The organism is Microbispora oryzae (genome assembly GCF_017896165.1).
In the GTDB taxonomy this organism is placed as follows: Bacteria; Actinomycetota; Actinomycetes; order Streptosporangiales; family Streptosporangiaceae; genus Microbispora; species Microbispora oryzae.
Window position 1 is genome coordinate 15,913 of sequence record NZ_JAFCNB010000028.1, and the last position, 19,717, is coordinate 35,629.

Here is a 19,717-nt window from a genome sequence, read left to right on the forward strand (position 1 = left end):
AGCCCGGCCCACGGACGACGTGATCAGAGGATCGGGTCCGAGCGTCCGGCGGACAGTTCGGCGTAGATCTTGGTCAGCGCGCTGTGCAGGCAGCGGCGCTCCTCCTCCGTGAGCGTCGCCGTCACCCGTTCCTCGATGCGGCGCCGCGCCTCCTGCACCGGCGCCTCGGCGTCGCGTCCCCGATCCGTGAGGTAAAGGCGGACCAGGCGCCTGTCCGTCTCATCTCGCCGCCGGGTGAGCAACCCCGCGGCCTCCATCCGGCCGGCCGTGTTGACCATGGTGGGGGTGGTCACGCCGAGCCGGGCGGCCAGCTCCCCGGGGGTCAGGCCGTCATGCTTCCAGAGCACTTCGAGCACGAGGTTCTGGCCGACGCGGACGCCGTGCTCGCTCATCGCCGCGTCCGTGGCGGCCCGAAGCAGCTTGTGGGTGCGGGTGAACAACCGGAGAAGTTCGGACATGGAGCGAGTCTAAACAGGTCGTTTGCATGCTAACGATTTTTGCCTATCATGTCGCTCATTAGCATGCTAACGAAAGGCGAGTGATGATCCTCATCACAGGTGGGCTCGGTTTCATCGGCTCCCACACGGCCCGTGCGCTCCTCGATCTCGGCGAAGGGTGCGTGCTCACCCGGCGGCAGACGACCCGGGTCCCCTCCTTCCTGTCGGACGAGACCGGCGAACGGATACGCATCGAGGCGCTGGACGTGTCCGACCGGCAGGCGGTTCTCGACCTGGGACGACGCCACACCATCACCGGCATCGTGCATCTGGCGGCCGCCCCTCTTGACGGCTCTCCCATCATCGGCAGGCTCCGTGCCGACCTCGGCGCCCTCCTCAACGTTCTGGAGGCCGCCCGGGAGTGGGGCGTGGCCCGCGTCAGCGTGGCCAGCACGATCGGCGTCTACGGAGGCGTGCCGATCGACGGCCCGCTGCGCGAGGACGTACCCCTGCCGATGGACGGGTCGTCACACCACATACCGGTGATCAAGAAGAGCGCCGAACTGATCGGGGCGCTGGCAAGCGGCCAGGAGGGCTTCGACGTGGTAGCGCTGCGGATCTCGGCCACCTGGGGGCCGCTCGGCCGCCCCCGCTCGTCGTTCTTCGTGCTGCCGCAGCTCGTCCACGCGGCCGTCCGGGGCCAGGCGCCCGATCTCACGCCACCGAGCCCGCGCGGCTACGCCGAGGACGGCGCAGACCTCTGTTACGTCAAGGACGTGGCGCGTGCCATCGCCCTCCTGCAGACGGCGAAGTGCCCCGGCGGCGGCACCTACAACGTCGGCGCCGGTCACGCCACGAAGAATCGCGAGGTCGCCGCCGCCGTCAAGGCCGTCGTCCCGGATGCTGTAATCGACCTTCCTGCGGGCCGCGACCCGGACGGGCCGGGCGACGACGTCGTCCTCGACATCACCCGTCTGCGCCGGGACACCGGCTACGAGCCGGCCTACGACCTCGAACGCGCCGTCACGGACTATGTCGACTGGCTGCGCGCCGGAAACGACCGGTGAACCTGCCCGAGCGGAGCTTCGGGGAATCGGTGAAACCGCATCGAGGGCGCCGTGAAACCGGCGCCCCCGAGAGTGAAGCCATGAGTATTACTGAACTCGGACGTACCGGGGCCGGCCCGGCGTCCGACGGGGGCGCCGATCTGGCGGTACGTGCGGAAGGGCTCGTGAAGACGTTCGGCACGCACCGTGCCGTCGACGGGATCGACCTGGAAGTACGCCCGGGGGAGATCTTCGGTGTCCTCGGCCCGAACGGCGCCGGCAAGACCACCACACTACGGATGCTGGCCACCCTGTTGAAGATCGACGCGGGTCGTGCCGAGATCTTCGGGGTCGACGTGGCGGCCAACCCCCACATGATCCGCCAGCTCGTCGGCGTCACCGGACAGTACGCGTCGGTCGACGAGAAGCTGACCGCCCGGGAGAACCTCTGGCTTTTCAGCCGCCTGCAGGGCATCGCCGCGCCGCGCGCCCGGCACATCGCCACCGAACTGCTGGGTCAGTTCGGCCTGGAGGACGCCGCCGACAAACCGATCGCGCAGTACTCCGGCGGCATGCGGCGGCGCCTCGATCTGGCCGCCAGCCTGATCACCAGGCCGCCTCTGATCTTCCTCGACGAGCCGACCACCGGTCTCGACCCCCGCACCCGGGGCCAGATGTGGGACACCATCCGGAGTCTGGTCACCGACGGCTGCACGGTGCTGCTGACCACCCAATATCTGGACGAGGCCGACCAGCTCGCCGATCGTGTCGCCGTCATCGACCGCGGCCGCAAGGTCGCCGAGGGCACCCCCGACGAGTTGAAGACCGCCGTCGGCAACTCCACCCTCCAGGTGCAGCTCGCCGAGCCGGCCGACGTGCCGACCGCCGTGGAAATCGTACGGCGCGTCCTCGGCTCGGAACCGATCCTCAGCCCGGAGCAGGGCCGCCTCAACGTCGCCCTCGACCAGGCCGACCTGGCCGCGGAGGTGCTGATCGGGCTGCGTACCGCCGGAGTTTCGATCTCCTCGGTGAGCGTGGCCAAGCCCAGTCTTGACGAGGTGTTCCTCGCCCTCACCGGTCACGAAGCGGACGATGAGCACGAGGCCGGCACGGAGGAGAACCGATGAGCACGGTGATCGCACCTGTCCGCGAGACGGTCCGGGCCGCCGACCGCGTGGCGGCCGCCCGGCGGCGCGTCTCCACGGCGGAGACCTTCAGCCAGACCCTGATGATGGCCTGGCGTGCGCTCAAGAAGATGCGCCGCAACCCCGAGCAGTTCTTCGACGTGGCGCTGCAGCCGATCCTGTTCACCGCGATGTTCGCCTTCATCTTCGGCGGCGCCATCGCCGGCGACGTGCAGAGCTACCTCCCCCTCATGATCCCCGGCATCCTCGCGCAGACCGTGCTGACCACGTGCATGGCCACGGGCACGCAGCTGCGCGAGGACATGGAGAAGGGCGTCTTCGACCGGTTCAAGTCGTTGCCGATCGCGCGGATCGCGCCGCTCGCCGGCCCGATGGTGGCCGACCTGGTCCGCTACACGATCGCGGCCACCCTGACCTTCGGCATGGGCCTGGTGATGGGCTACCGGCCGGGCGGCGGAGCCGGCGGCGTGCTCGCCGCGATCCTGCTCGCGATCTTCACGGGTTGGTCGCTGGCGTGGGTCTTCACCTGGGTCGGCACGATCGCCCGGAGCGCCCAGGCCGTGCAGGGCATCTCCATGATGATCCTGTTTCCGCTGACGTTCCTGTCGAACGCGTTCGTGCCCATTGACACCCTGCCGGGATGGCTGGCCGCGTTCGTTCGGGTCAACCCGGTGTCACACCTGGTCACGGCCGCCCGCGACCTCGCCAACAACGCCTCCCTCAGCGGAGAGGTGGGCTGGACGCTCCTCGCGAGCGTGATCGTCATGGTGATCTTCGCTCCGCTCTCGGTACGCAGCTACAAACGGCATATGTGATCCCCGGCGGCCCGCGGCCCGCTCGACGAGACTCCGCGCCTCGTCGAGCAGGTCAGGGCCGCGTCGATCGCCGTACTCGGCCCGCACGGCGGCGATCATCCCGGGCACCGCCCGCTCCGCGTACGGTTCGATCCGTTCGAAGGCCATGCTGGGCATGCTGTTGTGGTAGGTGAACCGGTCGGCCAGCACCAGCAGCCCGATCGCGTCGCGGGGAGTCATCGCCCCCCGCAGCAGCCCCCACACGCCGAGCCCGAAGAGCACCGTGCCGCACAGGGGGTAGTCGAAGGCAGGGTCGTCCACGGTCCACAGGGCGGGGTTCCAGGCATCGTAGAAGGAACCCTCCCGGGCCAGCGGGTTGTAACCCCAGGCGATGGAGAACAGCGTCTCGCCGTACCCGGCGTCCTCCGGCGACGCGTGGTACGCGTACGCCGTGAGGCCGGCGGACACCGCGATGATCACCCACGGCGTCTCCGCCGGCTGGCTGCTCTTCGGCAGGCGCAGATCACGCGCCCGCTCGACGGCCAGGCGATACTCCCGGAGAGCGGCGGCCGTCTCGCCGCGGGCGAGGGCGAGCTCGGCCGAACACATCGCGGCGATCGCCGACACTCCGAGCACCGCCTCGCCGGCGTTGATCCGGGTGATCTCGGCGAGCTCGGCCTCGGCGGTGCCGGTATCGCCGTCGTTGAGAGCGGCGACCAGCAGCACCGTACGGAGCTGGGTCTCGTCCTCGGTCGCCGCGAGCCGGTGCAACACCGGGAGGGCGGTCAACGCGTGCCCGACCGCCCCCCGGTGGTCGCCGCGCCGCAACAGCAGATGGGCGAGCGCGGTGTGCAGGATCGCGGCGAGCCACGGTCCGTCGTCCTCGGGCAGCATCGTCAGGGTCCGCTCGGCGGCCTCGATCGCCCCGGTCATGTCTCCCGCGTTCTCCAGGATGTAGACGCTCATCTGCGTCGCCATGGAGGCGACGTGCGGGTCGCGGCTCCGCCGCAGCTCCCCCAGCCGGCGGTGCATCTCGCCCCCGTCGCTCACATGACAGGCGAACAGCACCGTGGCCATCGCCGCCAGCCGGGGGTCCGTCGTGGCGGTGACGGGCAGCGCCTGAAGAAGGTCGCGTACCGGCTCGGCCCGGTGATCGGTGACCATGCTGTTCATAAGCGTGAGCAGCATGGCACCCCTGGTCACCTCGACAAGGTGCGGGGGCGGCGCCCAGGCGGCGACCACTTCACAGATCGCGTCCAGGTGGACGAGGAGCCGGGAGTGGTCGCCGCGGATCGACCACAGCGCCCCGAGGCCGGCCAGCAACTGGACCGCCGTGGCCGGGTCGGCCTCGCCGAGGGCCTGCCGGAACAGATCGGCGAGGTTGCCCTCCTCCGCCCGCATCGCGTCGACCGCCGCGAACTGGGCCGAGGTGAACATCGCACCGCCGTGTTCGACGGCGTACGCCGTCGCCCAGGCCCGTTGCGCCTCCCGGGCGGGTGTCTCCTCACCGGCCTCCCTCAGGCGCATCCGGCCGAACTCCCTGACGGTCTCCAGCATCCGGTAACGCAGGCCGTGCGTCGTCTCGGTGAGGCTCAGCATCGACTGCTCGGTCAGCGCGGCCAGGACGTGCAGGGCGTCCGGGCCGAGCACCTGTTCGGCCGTGGCCAGCGTGAAGCCGTCGCCGAACAGCGACAACCTCCGCAGCGCCCGCCGTTCCGGCTCGTCGAGCAGGTTCCACGACCAGTCGATGACCGCGAGCAGCGTCTGGTGCCGGTCGGGGGCCGTACGGTTCCCACCGCGCAGCAGGGCGAACCGGTCCGCCAGGCGCCGCGAGATCTCCTCCACCGACATCACCCGTGCCCGGGCGGCGGCCAGCTCGATCGCGAGGGGCAGGCCGTCGAGGCGGGCGACGATCTCCTCGGCCACGCCGTCGTCGATCCGTACGCCGGGGCGGGCGGCCGTGGCGCGCTGGCGGAACAGCTCCACCGCGTCGCCCGTCGGCAGTTCTCCGAGCAGGTAGACCCGTTCGGCGGGGATGGACAGAGTGGCGCGCGAGGTGGTGAGCACCCGCAGGTCGCGGGTGGTCACGGTCAGGAAGCCCACCAGGTCGGCGACGGCCTCGATCACGTGCTCACAGTTGTCCAGGATGAGCAGCGCCGGGGCCTGGTCGAGATGCCGGGCGATCCGGGCACGGACGTCCGAGCGCTGCTCCGCGGTCAGGACACGGCGCCCGCTGACCGAGTCACGAACGCCGAGTGCCGAGCCGACCTCGCCCACCACGCCCTCGGGTGAGGAGACGCCGACGAGCTCGACGAAGTGGGCGACGGGCTGCGCGGCGTTCCTGCCGACGACGTGAGCCAGCCGCGTCTTGCCCAGCCCGCCGGGGCCGATGATCGAGACCACCCGGTTGGTCTGCAACAGGGCGTGTACCGCACGGATGTCGTCGTCGCGGCCGAGCAGCGAGGAACCGTCGAACAGGATGCCCTCACGCACCGGCCGATCGGCGACGAGCAGCTCGGCGTACACGCGGGCGAGCTCAGGCCCCGGTTCGGTGCCGAGCCGCGCGGCCAGGCCCGCGCGATATCGCTCGTAGCGCTCCAATGCGGCCGCGACGCCTCGTACGGCGGTCTCGCTCCGCAGGAGGCAGGCGAGCAGTTCCTCGTCGTGCGGCCGATCGGCCGCGGCCTCCTCCAGCAGCGGCAGCGCGCTCTCGTGAGCGCCGCTCCGGCCCCACGCGATCGCCGCCACCCGCCGCGCCTCGGCCGCCCAGCCCGCGGCGGCTCGCCGCAGGTCGGCGAGTGGGCCCGCGGCGCCGTCCAAACCGCCGGCCACGAGGCCCATGGCCTCTTCGGCCCGGCGGCGCGCGACCGTCATGTCGCCTTCGCCCAGCGCGGTCCGCGCCTGCTCCACCAGCGCGCCGAGGAGCAGGGCGTCCACCTCGCCGGAGGGCAGCCCGAGCCGGTAACCACGCGGGATCCGCACCACGGCCTCGGCGCAGGTCGCCGTCCTGGTCCGTGAGACGACCACCTGCAGCGCCTTCGACGGGTTGGCCGGAGCCTCGTCGGGCCACAGCTCCTCGATCAGGCGCTCGTCGCCGACCCCGGCGCGCCCGTGCATGGCGAGCACGGCCAGCAGGGTCTGCGCGCGATCGCCGATCACGCGCGCACCCTGCCAGCGGACGCCGTCGAGCAGGACCAGTGCGGGGGACACACCCTCAGCTTACGGACGACTTACGCTCGACGAGCGTGACCGCGTGTGTGCGCACCGAATCCCCACCCTTAAGAGAGTTGTAAGACGTCCTCAGGCACGTATCGTCCCGACCAGTGATCTCGGATGCACGAGAAGGGACCCGCATGACGGGCGAAGTGGTGCGACGCGTGTTCGAGAGAGTCGATTCGTTCGACCCGAGCGAGTTCGGGCGCCTGCTCGCAGAGGACGCCACATTTGTGTTCGGAAACGCCGAGCCGCTGACGGGACGCGACGCCATAGTCGCCGGTTTGAGGACGTTCTACTCGACCATCGGCGGCCTGCGGCACCGGATCGTCCGGAACTGGCAGGTGGATGCCGACACCATCGCCGAGACCGAGGTGACCTACCGCCGGCTCGACGGCAAGGACGTCAGCGCCGTAGCCGTATCGATCTGGCGCACCCGCGACGACGGCCTGATCTCGGACTACCGGATATTCGTCGACCTCGCCCCCGTCTACGCGGCCTAGCACCCCGAACCGGTCCCCCGGCTCCACCGGACTTCACCCAGCGCAGCCGGGTCAGGATCTTCCAGGTCTACAAGGTGGCCACGGCGCGTTCCCCGCAGGCGCGGATGGGAGCTGCGCGCGTTTGCCGCGATCAGGTCATGCGTGGCACCGGACTCCGGGGCCCAGGTGGCCTGGGCGCCGCTCGCCGGTTGCGCGGCCTCCCACCTGAGTCAGCGGGCTTCGAGGTTGCCGTGTGCCTCGATTGAGAGGTCCTGCCAGTCGGCCCAGGTCTTGAGCCGGTCTGCGTAGGCCCGCTCGATCAGTGGGTGGAAGCCCTTGCCGAACAGCACCCGCACCGGCGGGTTGGCGGAGTCCACGAGCTTCAGCAGTGCCTGCGCCGCGGCGGCCGGGTCGCCTGCGGGCATCCTCCCTGCCATCGCCCCGAGGTGCTGACGGAGACCGTCGTAGGCCGGGTCGGGCTTGGCCATGTAGCCGTTGGCGAGCGGGTCGGGGTTGTCGCCGTTCCGGGTGGCGAAGCCGCCGGGCTCGATGATGGTCACCTTGACGCCGAACTCGGCGACCTCGCCGGCGAGCGCTTCGTTCAGGCCCTCCAGGGCCCACTTAGAGGCGTGGTACGCGCCGCCGAGCGGCATCGCGATGACCCCGGCGGCCGAGGAAAGCTGGATGATGTGCCCCGAGCGCTGCTCGCGCAGGTACGGCAGCGCGGCCTGGACCACCCACACCGCGCCGAACAGATTGGTCTCGAGCTGGCAAGGGTGCGGTTCGACAGGGGAATCGCGGCAGGGTAAGACAGCAACGACGCTCCCGGTTGGGGCATCGGATCTTGGTCGACTGCTGTCTTACCGGGAGCCTCACCTCACACCCAACCCCGCTCCCCGCCACTGTAGGTCCGAGGTTGAGTGAATACGGTGAGCGCTGCTAGCTTCACCCGGTGGACGACATGCGTGCACGGGCGGAGGCGATCGAGAACTTCGCCGCGGCACTGCGAGAACTTCGCAATTCGGTCGGCAACCCCCCTTTCCGCGAGATGTCTGGCCGATCGGGTGCGATTTCGCACACGACATTGCACGAAGCCACGAAAGGTAATCGGCTCCCGAGTTGGGAGACCACGGTCGAGTTCGTCAGGGCGTGCGGCGCGGACCCGGCCGCGTACCGCGAACGCTGGGAGATGGCGAACCTGGCGGTCAGATCGGCGGGCGCCGGAGAACCCTCACTCGGTGAGACCGCGGCATCTGCGCCTGCGTCGCCGCCACCGCCCGACGAGATCGCGGGCGACGCCCAGCCGGTCCTCCCCGCGCCGAATGAGCGAAGGCGATTCCGGCTGACCCGCCCGGCTCTGGCCGCGATCGCGACGGCCACCGTGGGTGTGGCGGCAGCGGTCTTCATCGCGGTCGCCGTCAGTCGCGGCTCCGGGACCGACGGACGCGGCCCGGACCCGTCCGGAAGCCCGTCGAAGGCCGCGCTGTCGGCAGCCGACTGCCCGGTGCGCCCGACCAACCCGCCGTGGGCCCCACCCACGCACAAGGGTGATTCGGGCGCGTTCATCGGGGACATCACGCTGCCCGACTGCACGCGCGTCGGCCCCAGCGAGACCAAGACCAAGGTATGGCGGCTGAAGAACGTCGGGACCGTGCCGTGGAAGGGATATACGCTGCATCGCCTCGACCTCCCGCAGCGACCCGATCAATGCCAGACCATCTCCGACATACCGATCAAGGACACGCGTCCCGGAGAGACCGTCGACATCCGGACCTTCGTCACCACGCCGAGGAACCCGGGGTTGTGCTACGTGCGGTTCAAGATGATGGACGGTTCGGGAGTGGTCGCGTTCCCCGGAGGCCGGCCGCTCAACTTCCAGATCATCGTCGGGTGACGCCCGTTCCCCGCCGTGCATCGCACGGCGGGGAATCAGGGGCCGACGGCTCCGGGAGTTCGCTATCCGAGAGCGATCCCGTTGTAGTAGTTCCTGAGGATCCTGGAGTAGCTCCAGCCCGCCTTGGCCTTGTCGCGAGAGCCGGTCTGCGACATCCAGTCGCCGGTGACCCAGTTGCCACACGCCGTCGTCGTAGAGCAGTACTGGGCCTTGAAGATCTTCCCGCTGCGCGTCATCCGGGTGCCCCACGTCGCGTCCACCGCGGCGTTCGTCGCCGCGGTCGCGGAGCCGGGCTTGTACACCTGGCTCGACGTGTGGTCGGTGACGTCGTAGCACTGACCGCTCGGCGTCTTGCTCGCCGAGTTCAGCGCCCAGTACCAGCCGAAGTTCTTGACGGCGATCGCCCCGGCCTTCAGGGACTCCCTCGGCCAGTACGACGGCCACTCGTTGGGCAGGACGTTCTTGATGTAGGTCTTGAACGGCACCCGGTCCACACGATTGAGGGATTTCCGGTAGACGAGGATCGTCGTGGGCAGCCTGGTGTGCGTGCCGTCGGTCTTGCACCCGGCCGACGATGAGGAGCCCACGAACTGGTGTGAGGCGTTCTGGTTCTTGAGGGAGGGCGTGAGGTTGCCCCTGGCACCGGGCTTGAAGTCCTGGTAGGTGCCGCCGTAGTTGCTGTTGAAGTAGACCCGGACGGTCTTACCGCTGCGGTTCCAGACGGAGGCGGCGGAGTTCTTGATGCACTTGCCCTTGCCGGCGCCGGCTCCCTTGAAGTCGAAGCAGGAGGGCTGCTTGGTGCCGTAGTCGGCGACCGACCCCGCGAAGTCCGAGAGCGATCCCTGGTTGTTGCTGTTGAAGTAGTAGCAGAACTCACCGGTCTCGCAGACGCCGTTGCGGCTTGCCGCCGAGGCGGGTGAGGCAGTGGCGAGCACCGCCCCGCCGAGCGCCATCGCGGCGGCCGCCGCGGTGAGCCGCGAGATCAGCCGTGCAGTTCTTGGAGACACAGTTACCTTCCTCTTCGTCAGAGGCCGTGGTGTGCTAGCGGACGTTGTAGCCCTGGGAGACCCAGAACGAGTTCGGGTTGGGGTTGCTCAGAGTCGGGTCGCCGACGCTCTTGGCGGCGAGCTGCTGCCGTCCCGGGCGCATCTCGACGTGGGTGTGCGCGGCCCCACTGGACGACACCCCATGCCACGCCTCGTCGGCGATGATCTGGCCGCGCGAGATCTGCTGGCCCACGCGCAGGGAGGACCGCGGGGCGGAGTGCAGGTAGATGATCGTCTTGTTCAACGACGCGTTGTAGATGGCGATCGTGGACAGACCCGAGCCGCCGTTGTGCCCACGCGCGACGTAGATGAGCTGACCGCTCACCAGAGCGTGGACATCCGAGCCGATGCCGCGGGCGATGTCGATGCCCTCATGCCGGCCGCGGGTGCTGGTGTAACCGTCGAAGCCGCAGCTGATGTGGCCGCCGCCGGTCTTGTACAGCGCGTACGACATGTTGACGCGCGCCGATGTCGACGGGCCGAACTGGTGTGAGGCGTTCTGGTTCTTGAGGGAGGGCGTGAGGTTGCCCCTGGCACCGGGCTTGAAGTCCTGGTAGGTGCCGCCGTAGTTGCTGTTGAAGTAGACCCGGACGGTCTTACCGCTGCGGTTCCAGACGGAGGCGGCGGAGTTCTTGATGCACTTGCCCTTGCCGGCGCCGGCTCCCTTGAAGTCGAAGCAGGAGGGCTGCTTGGTGCCGTAGTCGGCGACCGACCCCGCGAAGTCCGAGAGCGATCCCTGGTTGTTGCTGTTGAAGTAGTAGCAGAACTCACCGGTCTCGCAGACGCCGTTGCGGCTTGCCGCCGAGGCGGGTGAGGCAGTGGCGAGCACCGCCCCGCCGAGCGCCATCGTCGCGGCAGCAGTGGTGAGGATCTTGTTAAGCGTTCGCATGGTGTTTCTCCTTATGTTCTGTTTGTCGCTGTTTGTGGCTGTTTGTGGCTGTGCGGCCTGGGTTTCGGGCGTGTCAGCGGCGCTGATACTCCTCCCAGGTGCGGATGGTCACCTTCGGCCCGTCGTCCGAGCCACGGCCACTGAGCCCGTTCCGGCCGAGGTAGTAGTCGCCGATCTGGTGCTGGGCCTGGCTGGAGAGGTCGGTGTCGTTGATGGCGGCGGCGTGGATGTGCCACGGCCAGTCGGCCTGATCGGGGCTGCGCAGCCATGCCGCGAAGCCGACCCGTCGCAGTGCGCGGACGGCCTCGGTGCGGGCGGCGGAGTTCATCCCCTCGACCGAGATGTCGACGACGCCGCCGCCGTCGTGGGTGCCCGCGGAGGTGGGGTCGCCGCCGGGGTTGTACGAACCCTGCAACAGCTCGAGGTCGCGGCCGAGCAGCCGCTCCGCCTCGGCAAGCATGCTCCGCGTGCGGGTGTCGATGACGAAGCCGCCGGCGGACACCCGGGCGCCCGGGCCGATGACGTGGGTGACCTTGAAGCGGCCGGCTCCGAGCTTGGTGAGCGACGCCTTGCCCGGCAGGCCGTTGGCGGCAAGACCGGTGAAGCCGAGCGACTTCTGATACTTAGCGAAGGCGGCGACCGTTGTGGTGCCGAAGTAGCCGTCCACCCACTTCGCGTCGAGCAGGTGACGGTCGCGAAGCGCCCGCTCGACGAGGAGCACGCTCGCCTTGGCACCCGGGGTCAGCGTGTCGTCAGACCGCCGCGGGTCGATCTGAGCCGCCTTTACCGTGGCTTCCATGTTCACGCCAGGAAGGGCCCTGGCCTCAGCCGCCTGCGCCGCCGATATCCCGGACACTTCGGTCAGGGAAGCGAGCAGCGCGGCCGACACGAGGACAGCGGCACCTGAAGGCAGCTTCATCGTTTCTCCTGTTTCGGACGGGGACTGCGGTGGAGTCCACAGTTCCGAATCACGCACCCCGTCCACAACAAGATCCTGTTGTCAGGCTGTCCGAACAGGGCCTCCGTACAGGCGTACGCGTCGGCTGACAGGTGATCCGATGGCGAGCGGAGACGTCAAAAAGGCCACTTCCGATGACCGGAAGTGGCCTTTGGCTGGGCGCGGCCGAGAGGTGAGGCCGGGCACCGGTGTCAGTCGAGGACCGTCGCCGAACGCCCCTCTTCCACGGTGTACGCGCCCGCGGAGATCGCGCCGAGGCTCGCGGGCTTGAGCGTCAGCGAGACGACGCCGCCGGGCAGTACACACGAGCTCTCTTCGACGGACGCGAGGGTCGCGGGCGTCGATCCGTCCGGGAACAGGCGCTTCCCCGTCCCGACGACGACCGGAAACTGGAGCACCCGGTAGACGTCGACGAGTCCTGCCTGGTGCAGCGTCCGCACGAGCTTCCAGCTTCCGTGAACCTGAAGCTCCTTGCCGGGAAGCTCCTTGAGGCGGCGTATCTCGTCGAACGGGTCACCGCGCAGGACCGTCGTCGGGCTCCAGTCGGCTTCCTCGTCGGTCAGCGTCGAGCTGACGACATACTTCGGCAGCGTGTTGAGGTTGGTGGCGATCAGGTCGTCAGGGTCGGTGACCTTAGACCAGTACCCGCCCAGCATGCCGAAGCTCGTGCGGCCGAAGAGGAACGCGCCGGCCTCACGGAACCAGCTCTCGACGACCTCGTTGGTGTGCGCCGAGGCGTGCGGGACGAGCCACCCGCCTCGGTCGAAGCCGCCGGAGCGGTCCTCATCGGGGGCTCCGGGTCCTTGCATGACGCCATCGAGACTGACGAAGGTGTTGACGCTGAGCAGCACGATCACTCCTAGCCGATTTCGCGAACGGCCGGGGCCCCGCCCCGGCAGGCGGACGCTAGCTGCCCGGCCCCGGGTGGGTCTTGTACAGGAACGACATCGCGGCATGGTCGCCCGCCTGCAGCTCGCGTGCGGTGTAACCGACGTAGCGACGTAGCGCATGTGCGAGGTGGGCTTGGTCGAAGTACCCGAGCGTCTCGACGACCGCGCGCCAGTCGTGGCCGTCGCGCAGCATCGTGGCCGCGGCGTTCGCGCGGTCGATCTGCGTCACGGCGGTCTGCGACAGTCCAGTGATCGCGCGGTAGCGACGCTGAAGAGTACGCATGGTCAGTCCGGCCTCGGAATGCTCGGCGACGTGCTCCTCGTCCCCGAGGCGCGATCGCACCAGCAGGCCCGCGTCCCGTAACCGCCGGACGAAGTGCTCGGCGTTCTCGTACGTCGGCGCCTCCCACTCCTCGCCGCCGATGACGATCCTGCCCGAGTCCGTCACCGGGAACGGCACGTACCCGTCGGTGATGGAGGCCGCCGGATGCGGCCGAAGAACTGTGCCGAGTGAGAACCGGACTCCGAGAAATTCGGTGTCCGGCGGGACCGGTGCGGTAGTCGCCCTCGTATCGGGCCCGCGCAGGCCGGCGAGCAGGCGACCTCGCGTCCGCGAAATGATCAGTTGCCGGCAGGTGCGCGCCGCGGATGTCATCGTCTCCTCGGCGTCGCTGCGGGTGCGCCACACGCGGTCGGCGACGCTCGCGTCGGTCTCGGTGTCGCGATGCTCGAACCGCAGGGCCATGGCCGCCTCCTCAACGGTCGGACGACCAGCCTATGACCTGGGCAAACCGTGGAGACAACACCGGGGTGGCTGCCCATGGCGGCGAATCTCCACCTGATCGACTGACCCTGCGTTGCTATCGCGTAACTTCACGCGCGGGCGGCAATGGGGCGGGTTACAGATGGCGGTATGGGTGCTAGGCGCGCATTGTGGCTGGGGGTCGGGCTTGCACTGACCGGGGGCGTGGCCGGTGCGGTGACCGATGGAAAGGCGTTGACGGCTGTGGTGGGGGCGGCGCTCGCCGGCGCCCTTGGGGCGTTCGCCCCGACCGTCTATGACGCCGCGGCGGCGCGGCGGCGTGCGATGGACGAGGCGGCTTCGGCGGCGGCGCTGACGGATCTGGATGCGGGCCCCGCGACGTTGCTGACCGCGCGCCGTGCGGTGGTGGAGTTCACCGGCCGCGCCGAGGAGCTGCGGGCACTGGAGGGCTGGTGTGCCGATCAGGCCGCGGCGCGGATGCGGTTGGTGACCGGACCGGGCGGAGTGGGCAAGACCCGGCTGATGTTGGAGCTGTCCGCCCGGATGCATGATCGCGGGTGGGGGGTGGCGGAGGTCGGGGAGCGCCAGGAGGCGACGGCATTGGAGCGCTACCGGCAGGCCTCTGATGGGCGGGTGCTGTTGGTGGTGGACTATGCCGAGACCCGGACCGGACTCGATGCCTTGCTGGCCTCGGTGGTGGCCGATCAGGGGAAGGGCGTGCGGCTGCTGCTGCTGGCCCGCAGTGTGGGTGAGTGGTGGGATCGGTTGGGCGCGGGTGAGCCCCCGGTCCGCAAGGCGCATACGCGGGCGACCGTGGAGCGAATGGAGTTGGCGTCCGAGGTCCAGCCTGGGCTCTCTGAGGCGCAGGTGGTGGCGGCCGCGGCCGCGGATTTCGCGAGGGTACGCCACTTGGCGCGGGTTCCGGACATCGCGCTTGTTCGGGGGCGTGGTCCGGCGCGGATTCTTGATCTGCATGCCGCTGCGCTGGTGGGTGTGCTGGAGGCCGAACAGGCACCGGGGACGGGCACGCTTCATGTCGATCTGGCCGAGGTGCTGGCGGATTTGCTGGGGCATGAGCGGCGATTCTGGCTGCGTAGCGCGGAAGCGGCCGGGTTGTGTGCGGGGCCGGGCGGGCTGACTTCGGGGATGCTGGCCCAGTTGGTGGCAGCGGCGTCGTTGCTGGGGGCGCGGGATCGCAGTGAGGCGGTGGCGTTGCTCGAGCGGGTTCCGGAGGTGCCGCGCTCGGGCCAGGTGGCCGACTGGCTGCGCAGCTTGTATCCGCCCGATACCGACGGCGCAGGCGTTGGAGAATGGCTGGGCGGGTTGCGGCCGGACCGGTTGGCCGAGTTGCACGTGTCGCGGGAATTGGCAGGCTCCGATGAGTTGGCGCAGCGGTGTTTGCGAGACCTGAACACCGCCCAGGCGCGTCAGGCGTTGATCGTGCTGGGGCGGGCATCGGTGGACTACGGGCCGGCGGCGGAGTTGTTGCGGCAGATCGTGCCGTTGGTGGCGCGAGTGGCGGCGGAGTTGGAGGCACCGCGGGAGACGTTGGCGGCGATCTCGGCGGCGATTCCCTACCCCTCGCTGGCACTGGCAGAGGCTCATGCGATCATCGCCCGCAAGGGACTGGACACTTTTCCCGCTGGAGAACGCAGTGGCGACCGGGCCTCCTGGCTTGCGACGGTGGGAATATTAACGGCCCAGCTGGGCCATCCGGCCGACGCTCTGCCCGCCGAACAGGAAGCCCTCGCCATCCGTCGCGAGCTGGCCGAACGCCACCCCGACCGCTACCGCCCCGACCTGGCCCGTTCCCTGAGCAATCTCGGCGTTCGGTTCTGGGAGCTGGGCCACCCGGCCGACGCCCTTCCCCCAACCCAGCAAGCCGTCACGATCTACCGCGAGCTGGCTGAACGCGACCCCGACCGCTACCGCCCCGACCTCGCCGCCTCCCTGAGCAATCTCGGCGTTCGGTTCTGGGAGCTGGGCCACCCGGCCGACGCGCTTTCCCCCGCCCATCAAGCCGTCACCATCTATCAGGAACTGGCCGAACGCCACCCCGACCGCTACCGCCCCGACCTCGCCGCCTCCCTGACCAACCTCGGAATCTGGTTCTCGGAGCTGGGGCATCCGGCCGACGCCCTTCCACTCACCCAGCAAGCCGTCACCATCTATCAGGAACTGGCCGAACGCCACCCCGACCACCACCGCCCCGACCTCGCCCGCGCCCTCAGCAACCTCGGCATGCAGTTCTCGGAGTTGAGCCGCCCAGCCGACGCCCTTCCGCCCACCCAGCAGGCCATCACTATCCGCCGGGAGTTGGCCGAACGCTACCCCGACCGCTACCGTCCCGACCTGGCGCGCTCCCTGAGCCATCTCGGCGTTCGGTTCATGGAGCTGGGCCGCCTGGCCGACGCCCTTCCCCCCGCTCAACAAGCCGTCACCATCTACCGGGAACTGGCCGAACGCCACCCCGACCGCTACCGCCCCGACCTCGCCGCCTGCCTGACCAACATCGGCATCACGTTGGCACTACTGGAACGCTTGGATGAGGCGTTGCCCCTGGTCCGTCAAGGCATGGATCTCTGGCAGGACCTGGCCAACCGTGACGCACAGCGATTCGAGACGAGATATGCAGCGTCGGTCGACCTGCTGAGAGCTCTCACCGGCGAAGCGGACGATTCCTGAGCAGGTCCCCGGCCCATAGTCGCTGAAGTCCCACGCCCTCGCTGAGTGGCAGGCGGACCTGGAGCGCTCGGCCGGCGACGACCGCACGACCCGCTGTGGCGATCTACGTTGCTCGGTCCCGCCCGGGCGCGAGGACGGCACGGTCTGGTGCCAGGCGCACGGTGATCATGAGCCGCGCCCGCCTGGCGCTGACCTCCCGGACTCGGGCGGACTCTCTCAAGTCAGCCTTTGACTAACTATGCGGCGTCGATTTGCGCTAGGCTCGCCACTCAGTCAGCCAACTAACTGGGAAATCGAGGTATCTATCGTGATCGTTGTCACGGGAGCCACCGGAAATGTCGGCCGCACGTTGGTCCGCATCCTCGCTGAGCAGGGCCATGAGGTAACCGCCACCTCCCGCCGCATCACCAATGGCGACGTGCCGCCCGGCGTCCGCACGGTCGCCGCCGACCTTTCCCAGCCCTCCGCTGACCTGCCCTCCGCGGCGGATGCGGTCTTCCTGCTCGTCGGCGGGGACCTGATGATGACCGGCGGCCCCGCTCGGGTCGTCGCCCCGTTCGCGGGTTACGGAAAGATCGTCCTGCTCTCTTCCCAGGGAGTGGCCAGCCGCCCGGACTCCTTGTCACACGGGCAGGCCTTCGCCGCTTTCGAACGGGTCGTCATGGATTCCGGTACCGACTGGACCATCCTGCGCCCCGGTGGCTTCGCCTCCAACGCCTACGCCTGGGCGTCGTCCGTCAAGGCAACCCGCACGATCGCCGCGCCCTTCGGCGAGGTCGGCCTCCCGGTCATCGACCCCGACGACATCGCCGCCGTGGCCGCCGCCACCCTGACTCAGCCGGGCCACACGAAGGCGATCTACGAACTGACCGGCCCCATGCCAACCACCCCACGCCAGCGCGCGGCCGCCATCGGGGACGCCATCGGCGAGCCCGTCACCTTCATAGACCAGACCCGGGAAGAGGCCCACGTCCAGATGCTCACATTCATGCCCGCCCCGGTGGCCGACACCACCCTCGACATTCTCGGCACCCCTACCGTCCGCGAACAGACCGTCAGCCCCGATGCCCAAAAGATCCTCGGCCGTGCTCCGGCCACCTTCGCCGACTGGGCCAAGCGCAACGCCGCGGCCTTCCGCTGATGCCATAGCCCCGTCGAGCGCTTGCGGCAGGCCGGTCGCCGTACGGCGGCGTCGTGTACAGCAGTGCGTACAGCAACCTGGCTGGCTGACTCGTTAGTGACGGCGCCTTCCGTAGCCGGCGGCGCCTGCACGTGGGTGCCCTTGCCATGGACGCTGCGGATGAGGCCCCGTTCCTCCCGTAGCTCCTTCATTGCGCTGTACAGCATCTACGCCGTCAAGCCTCGGCGCGCTGGGCGGCCACCGATGCTTCATAGAGGCGCCACCCGTCGACTTCCCTGGTACCGGGCTCCGTGGGCAATTCTCCGCGCGCTGTCGCACTCTGAAGCAAGCGGCGGACCGTCTTCGGCTCGTACAGGTTCAACCAGTCCCCTGCGGGGCCGACAACGGTGCCAGCCTCGAAGTAGGTGTTGGAGATGACCCTGCCCGGACCGGGCCGGAAGACGATCGACAAGCGGGAACGTGAGCCATCTCGACGGAGCGACAGGGTCAGACGGCAGTTCTCATATCGGTCCCCGTCGAGCTTCCGACGCACCGACCAGAGCCAGACAGCGTCACCATCGACCAGGCGACGCAACCTGCGATCGTTCCTCATACCTTCGCCCTAGTGTTGGACCCGAGCGGACTCCCCAAGCAGGCGCAGCACGTTGACGATAGACGTTTATGCGGCTCTGCGCGAGAGAAGGCCAGCTCGGGCGAGATGGGGCGGACGATGGCTCGCTTTCTAGCGCTACCACCGCATCTTGCCAGAGCTGATCGAGATCTCTGGGATCGCTAGCAGATGCTGTTGCCGTGTCGCGCTGCTGTACAGCGATCAAAAAGGCCCATCCCGGTGATCGGAATGGGCCCTTGAGTTGGGCGCGGCCGAGAGGACTCGAACCCCTAACCTTCTGATCCGTAGGAGGAGACCCACCACAACACCATTAGGCGCCTGACCTGGGCCAATGCTCGACACATGCCCTACGAGAGCCATCTCGCGGGAAGGCATTGGGAACGAGCGAGCTCGCGGCGAGCTTCCTGCCGGCAGTCCACACGGCTACTTTCAGCGCAACCAGCCGGGCGTCGCCGGCCCTCCCTGCCTCTGTGCCGCGGCCTCCTGCCACGGTCTCAGGCTTCTAGACGCGGTGGTCATGCTTCGCTCCAAAGTTGTCGCTCCTTCGGGCTACAGTCCCACTCGTGACCGCAGACTGGGACACCCCTGTAGGCGCGCGCCTAACGCGCACTGAGCGCAAAGCCAAGTACGGCGCATCCATCCAAGGTGGGATCCTCCCATCACGTGAGACTTCGAACGTCTTCATCTACTCCGAGCCGGAAGTCGGCGAGACGTTTGGATATAACTTCGACGGCTGGAGTGCAGACGGGTCCACTTTCCTCTACACGGGCGCAGGGACGCTTGGCCCGCAGGTGATGAAGCGAGGAAACCGCACCCTACTGGAGCATCGAGCACAAGGCCGCGCTCTTCGACTTTTTGTGTATGACGGCATTGACCCTGCCAGCGGACACAAGAAGCACCGATACCTAGGGGAATTCGAAGTCGACAAGGACTACCCCTATTTCGTTGAGGAAGCACCCGACCGCGAGGGAGAGCTAAGGACCGTCTTTGTTTTTAGGCTTCGACCTGTAGGCGAGGCGCTTCGACGCAGCGAAGACACTAGCGGCGCGGGCGATATGCGCGACACTTCTGAGTGCGCACTCGTAGCGCCCGAGTTGCATAACGCGTCCACCTTCGAGCGTTCTGCTACCTCTGCCGGAACCGCCCTACGGCGCGAGAGTGACCTTGTAGCCCGCTACTCTCGTTACCTGTTAGATCTAGGGCATACAATCAAGCGGTGGCAAATTCAACCAGCCGGGAGCACACGTCCTCTCTGGACTGACATCTATGACGAGGCCACAAACGAGCTCTATGAAGCAAAAGGATCAGCAACACGCGATGCAATTCGCCAAGCAATCGGCCAGCTCTTTGACTACAGGAGGCACCTGCCAGAAGGTGTGAAGCTGTCCGTACTTCTGCCCGCTCAGCCAAACGACGATCTCATCGATTTACTGAGCGGGCTCGGTATGCACTGCGTATATGAGGAGTCGGAGGGCTCCTTCGTTCGCGTGTCACCATGAGAAATTCAGAAAACTAGGGTTATGTCCTTCATCAGCGAGCTGCTAGGTCATGCACTAACCGCCGTCTTCGTAAGCGCACTACTGGCGCCCTGGTTGCTACGCAATCCGGAGCGTCGTAAGGTCCGCGCTGAGGTACACAAGTACCTGGCCGCAGTAGAACATGAACGATGGGCTACGCATGATGCCGTCCGGAGCGAATTCCTTAAGATCGTCCGAGATCTTGAA

At 68.3% G+C, this 19,717-nt stretch carries 15 protein-coding genes and 1 pseudogene; 8 read left to right on the forward strand and 8 right to left on the reverse strand.

Translation table 11 applies throughout. From position 1 onward, the window contains the following. Positions 1-23: 23 nt before the first annotated feature. A complete protein-coding gene (locus tag JOL79_RS30825) occupies positions 24-458 on the reverse strand; it encodes a MarR family winged helix-turn-helix transcriptional regulator (protein ID WP_210159450.1) in 435 nt (144 codons plus the stop codon). An 83-nt stretch (positions 459-541) separates the two neighbouring features. On the opposite strand from JOL79_RS30825, the gene JOL79_RS30830 reads away from it, so the two are divergent. The 3 genes from JOL79_RS30830 (at position 542) to JOL79_RS30840 (ending at position 3,443) form a co-directional block, all read left to right on the forward strand. Continuing rightward, complete coding sequence (locus tag JOL79_RS30830; protein WP_210159451.1) at positions 542-1,504, forward strand: NAD-dependent epimerase/dehydratase family protein; 963 nt, start codon at positions 542-544, stop codon at positions 1,502-1,504. Between the two features lie 80 nt (positions 1,505-1,584). Beyond that, positions 1,585-2,610: an ATP-binding cassette domain-containing protein gene (locus JOL79_RS30835; protein ID WP_210159452.1), complete on the forward strand. Its 1,026-nt coding sequence runs from the start codon at positions 1,585-1,587 to the stop codon at positions 2,608-2,610. Next, entirely contained in the window at positions 2,607-3,443 is an 837-nt protein-coding gene (locus JOL79_RS30840; protein WP_210159453.1) for an ABC transporter permease, read from the forward strand. Before JOL79_RS30835 ends, JOL79_RS30840 begins: the two co-directional genes overlap by 4 nt. Before the next feature lie 1,509 nt (positions 3,444-4,952). Here the strand turns inward: JOL79_RS30840 and JOL79_RS34690 are convergent. Further along, positions 4,953-6,539: pseudogene (locus tag JOL79_RS34690) on the reverse strand (ATP-binding protein); the annotation flags it as partial. Positions 6,540-6,775: 236 nt separating this feature from the next. Between JOL79_RS34690 and JOL79_RS30850 the strand changes: the two are divergent. Further along, a complete protein-coding gene (locus JOL79_RS30850; RefSeq protein ID WP_210159454.1) occupies positions 6,776-7,138 on the forward strand; it encodes a nuclear transport factor 2 family protein in 363 nt (120 codons plus the stop codon). A gap of 209 nt (positions 7,139-7,347) precedes the next feature. Here the strand turns inward: JOL79_RS30850 and JOL79_RS30855 are convergent, their stop codons facing one another. Further along, positions 7,348-7,872 (reverse strand): SDR family NAD(P)-dependent oxidoreductase, encoded by a 525-nt coding sequence (locus tag JOL79_RS30855; protein ID WP_210159490.1) that lies wholly within the window; start codon positions 7,870-7,872, stop codon positions 7,348-7,350. Positions 7,873-8,078: 206 nt separating this feature from the next. Between JOL79_RS30855 and JOL79_RS30860 the strand changes: the two genes are divergently transcribed. Then, entirely contained in the window at positions 8,079-9,011 is a 933-nt protein-coding gene (locus JOL79_RS30860; protein WP_230985793.1) for an NBR1-Ig-like domain-containing protein, read from the forward strand. Between the two features lie 62 nt (positions 9,012-9,073). On the opposite strand, the gene JOL79_RS30865 is transcribed toward JOL79_RS30860, so the two are convergent. The 5 genes from JOL79_RS30865 to JOL79_RS30885 form a co-directional block, all read right to left on the reverse strand. Continuing rightward, entirely contained in the window at positions 9,074-10,018 is a 945-nt protein-coding gene (locus JOL79_RS30865) for a SpoIID/LytB domain-containing protein (protein WP_210159456.1), read from the reverse strand. A gap of 34 nt (positions 10,019-10,052) precedes the next feature. Then, entirely contained in the window at positions 10,053-10,946 is an 894-nt protein-coding gene (locus JOL79_RS30870) for a peptidase inhibitor family I36 protein (protein ID WP_210159457.1), read from the reverse strand. Between the two features lie 73 nt (positions 10,947-11,019). Next, entirely contained in the window at positions 11,020-11,865 is an 846-nt protein-coding gene (locus JOL79_RS30875; protein WP_210159458.1) for a peptidoglycan-binding domain-containing protein, read from the reverse strand. 230 nt (positions 11,866-12,095) lie between these two features. Beyond that, the gene (locus JOL79_RS30880; RefSeq protein ID WP_210159459.1) at positions 12,096-12,755 is read right to left on the reverse strand and encodes a dihydrofolate reductase family protein; all 660 of its coding nucleotides are present in this window, start codon (positions 12,753-12,755) and stop codon (positions 12,096-12,098) included. Positions 12,756-12,810: 55 nt separating this feature from the next. Beyond that, a complete protein-coding gene (locus JOL79_RS30885; RefSeq protein ID WP_210159460.1) occupies positions 12,811-13,539 on the reverse strand; it encodes a helix-turn-helix domain-containing protein in 729 nt (242 codons plus the stop codon). Between the two features lie 222 nt (positions 13,540-13,761). On the opposite strand from JOL79_RS30885, the gene JOL79_RS35695 reads away from it, so the two are divergent. The 3 genes from JOL79_RS35695 to JOL79_RS30900 all read left to right on the forward strand — a co-directional run bounded on the left by JOL79_RS35695 (position 13,762) and on the right by JOL79_RS30900 (position 19,492). After that, positions 13,762-16,242 (forward strand): tetratricopeptide repeat protein, encoded by a 2,481-nt coding sequence (locus JOL79_RS35695; RefSeq protein WP_210159461.1) that lies wholly within the window; start codon positions 13,762-13,764, stop codon positions 16,240-16,242. 307 nt (positions 16,243-16,549) lie between these two features. Beyond that, a complete protein-coding gene (locus tag JOL79_RS30895; protein WP_210159462.1) occupies positions 16,550-17,383 on the forward strand; it encodes an SDR family oxidoreductase in 834 nt (277 codons plus the stop codon). 1,173 nt (positions 17,384-18,556) lie between these two features. After that, complete coding sequence (locus tag JOL79_RS30900; RefSeq protein ID WP_210159463.1) at positions 18,557-19,492, forward strand: SRA domain-containing endonuclease; 936 nt, start codon at positions 18,557-18,559, stop codon at positions 19,490-19,492. The last annotated feature ends 225 nt before the right edge of the window (positions 19,493-19,717 follow it).

Excerpts from the sequence above, each read along its gene's own strand:
- JOL79_RS30825 (WP_210159450.1), bottom strand. The coding sequence starts at position 458 with ATGTCCGAACTTCTCCGGTTGTTCACCCGCACCCACAAGCTGCTTCGG.
- JOL79_RS30830 (WP_210159451.1), top strand. The coding sequence starts at position 542 with ATGATCCTCATCACAGGTGGGCTCGGTTTCATCGGCTCCCACACGGCC.
- JOL79_RS30835 (WP_210159452.1), top strand. The coding sequence starts at position 1,585 with ATGAGTATTACTGAACTCGGACGTACCGGGGCCGGCCCGGCGTCCGAC.
- JOL79_RS30840 (WP_210159453.1), top strand. The coding sequence starts at position 2,607 with ATGAGCACGGTGATCGCACCTGTCCGCGAGACGGTCCGGGCCGCCGAC.
- JOL79_RS30850 (WP_210159454.1), top strand. The coding sequence starts at position 6,776 with ATGACGGGCGAAGTGGTGCGACGCGTGTTCGAGAGAGTCGATTCGTTC.
- JOL79_RS30860 (WP_230985793.1), top strand. The coding sequence starts at position 8,079 with ATGCGTGCACGGGCGGAGGCGATCGAGAACTTCGCCGCGGCACTGCGA.
- JOL79_RS30870 (WP_210159457.1), bottom strand. The coding sequence starts at position 10,946 with ATGCGAACGCTTAACAAGATCCTCACCACTGCTGCCGCGACGATGGCG.
- JOL79_RS30875 (WP_210159458.1), bottom strand. The coding sequence starts at position 11,865 with ATGAAGCTGCCTTCAGGTGCCGCTGTCCTCGTGTCGGCCGCGCTGCTC.
- JOL79_RS30885 (WP_210159460.1), bottom strand. The coding sequence starts at position 13,539 with ATGGCCCTGCGGTTCGAGCATCGCGACACCGAGACCGACGCGAGCGTC.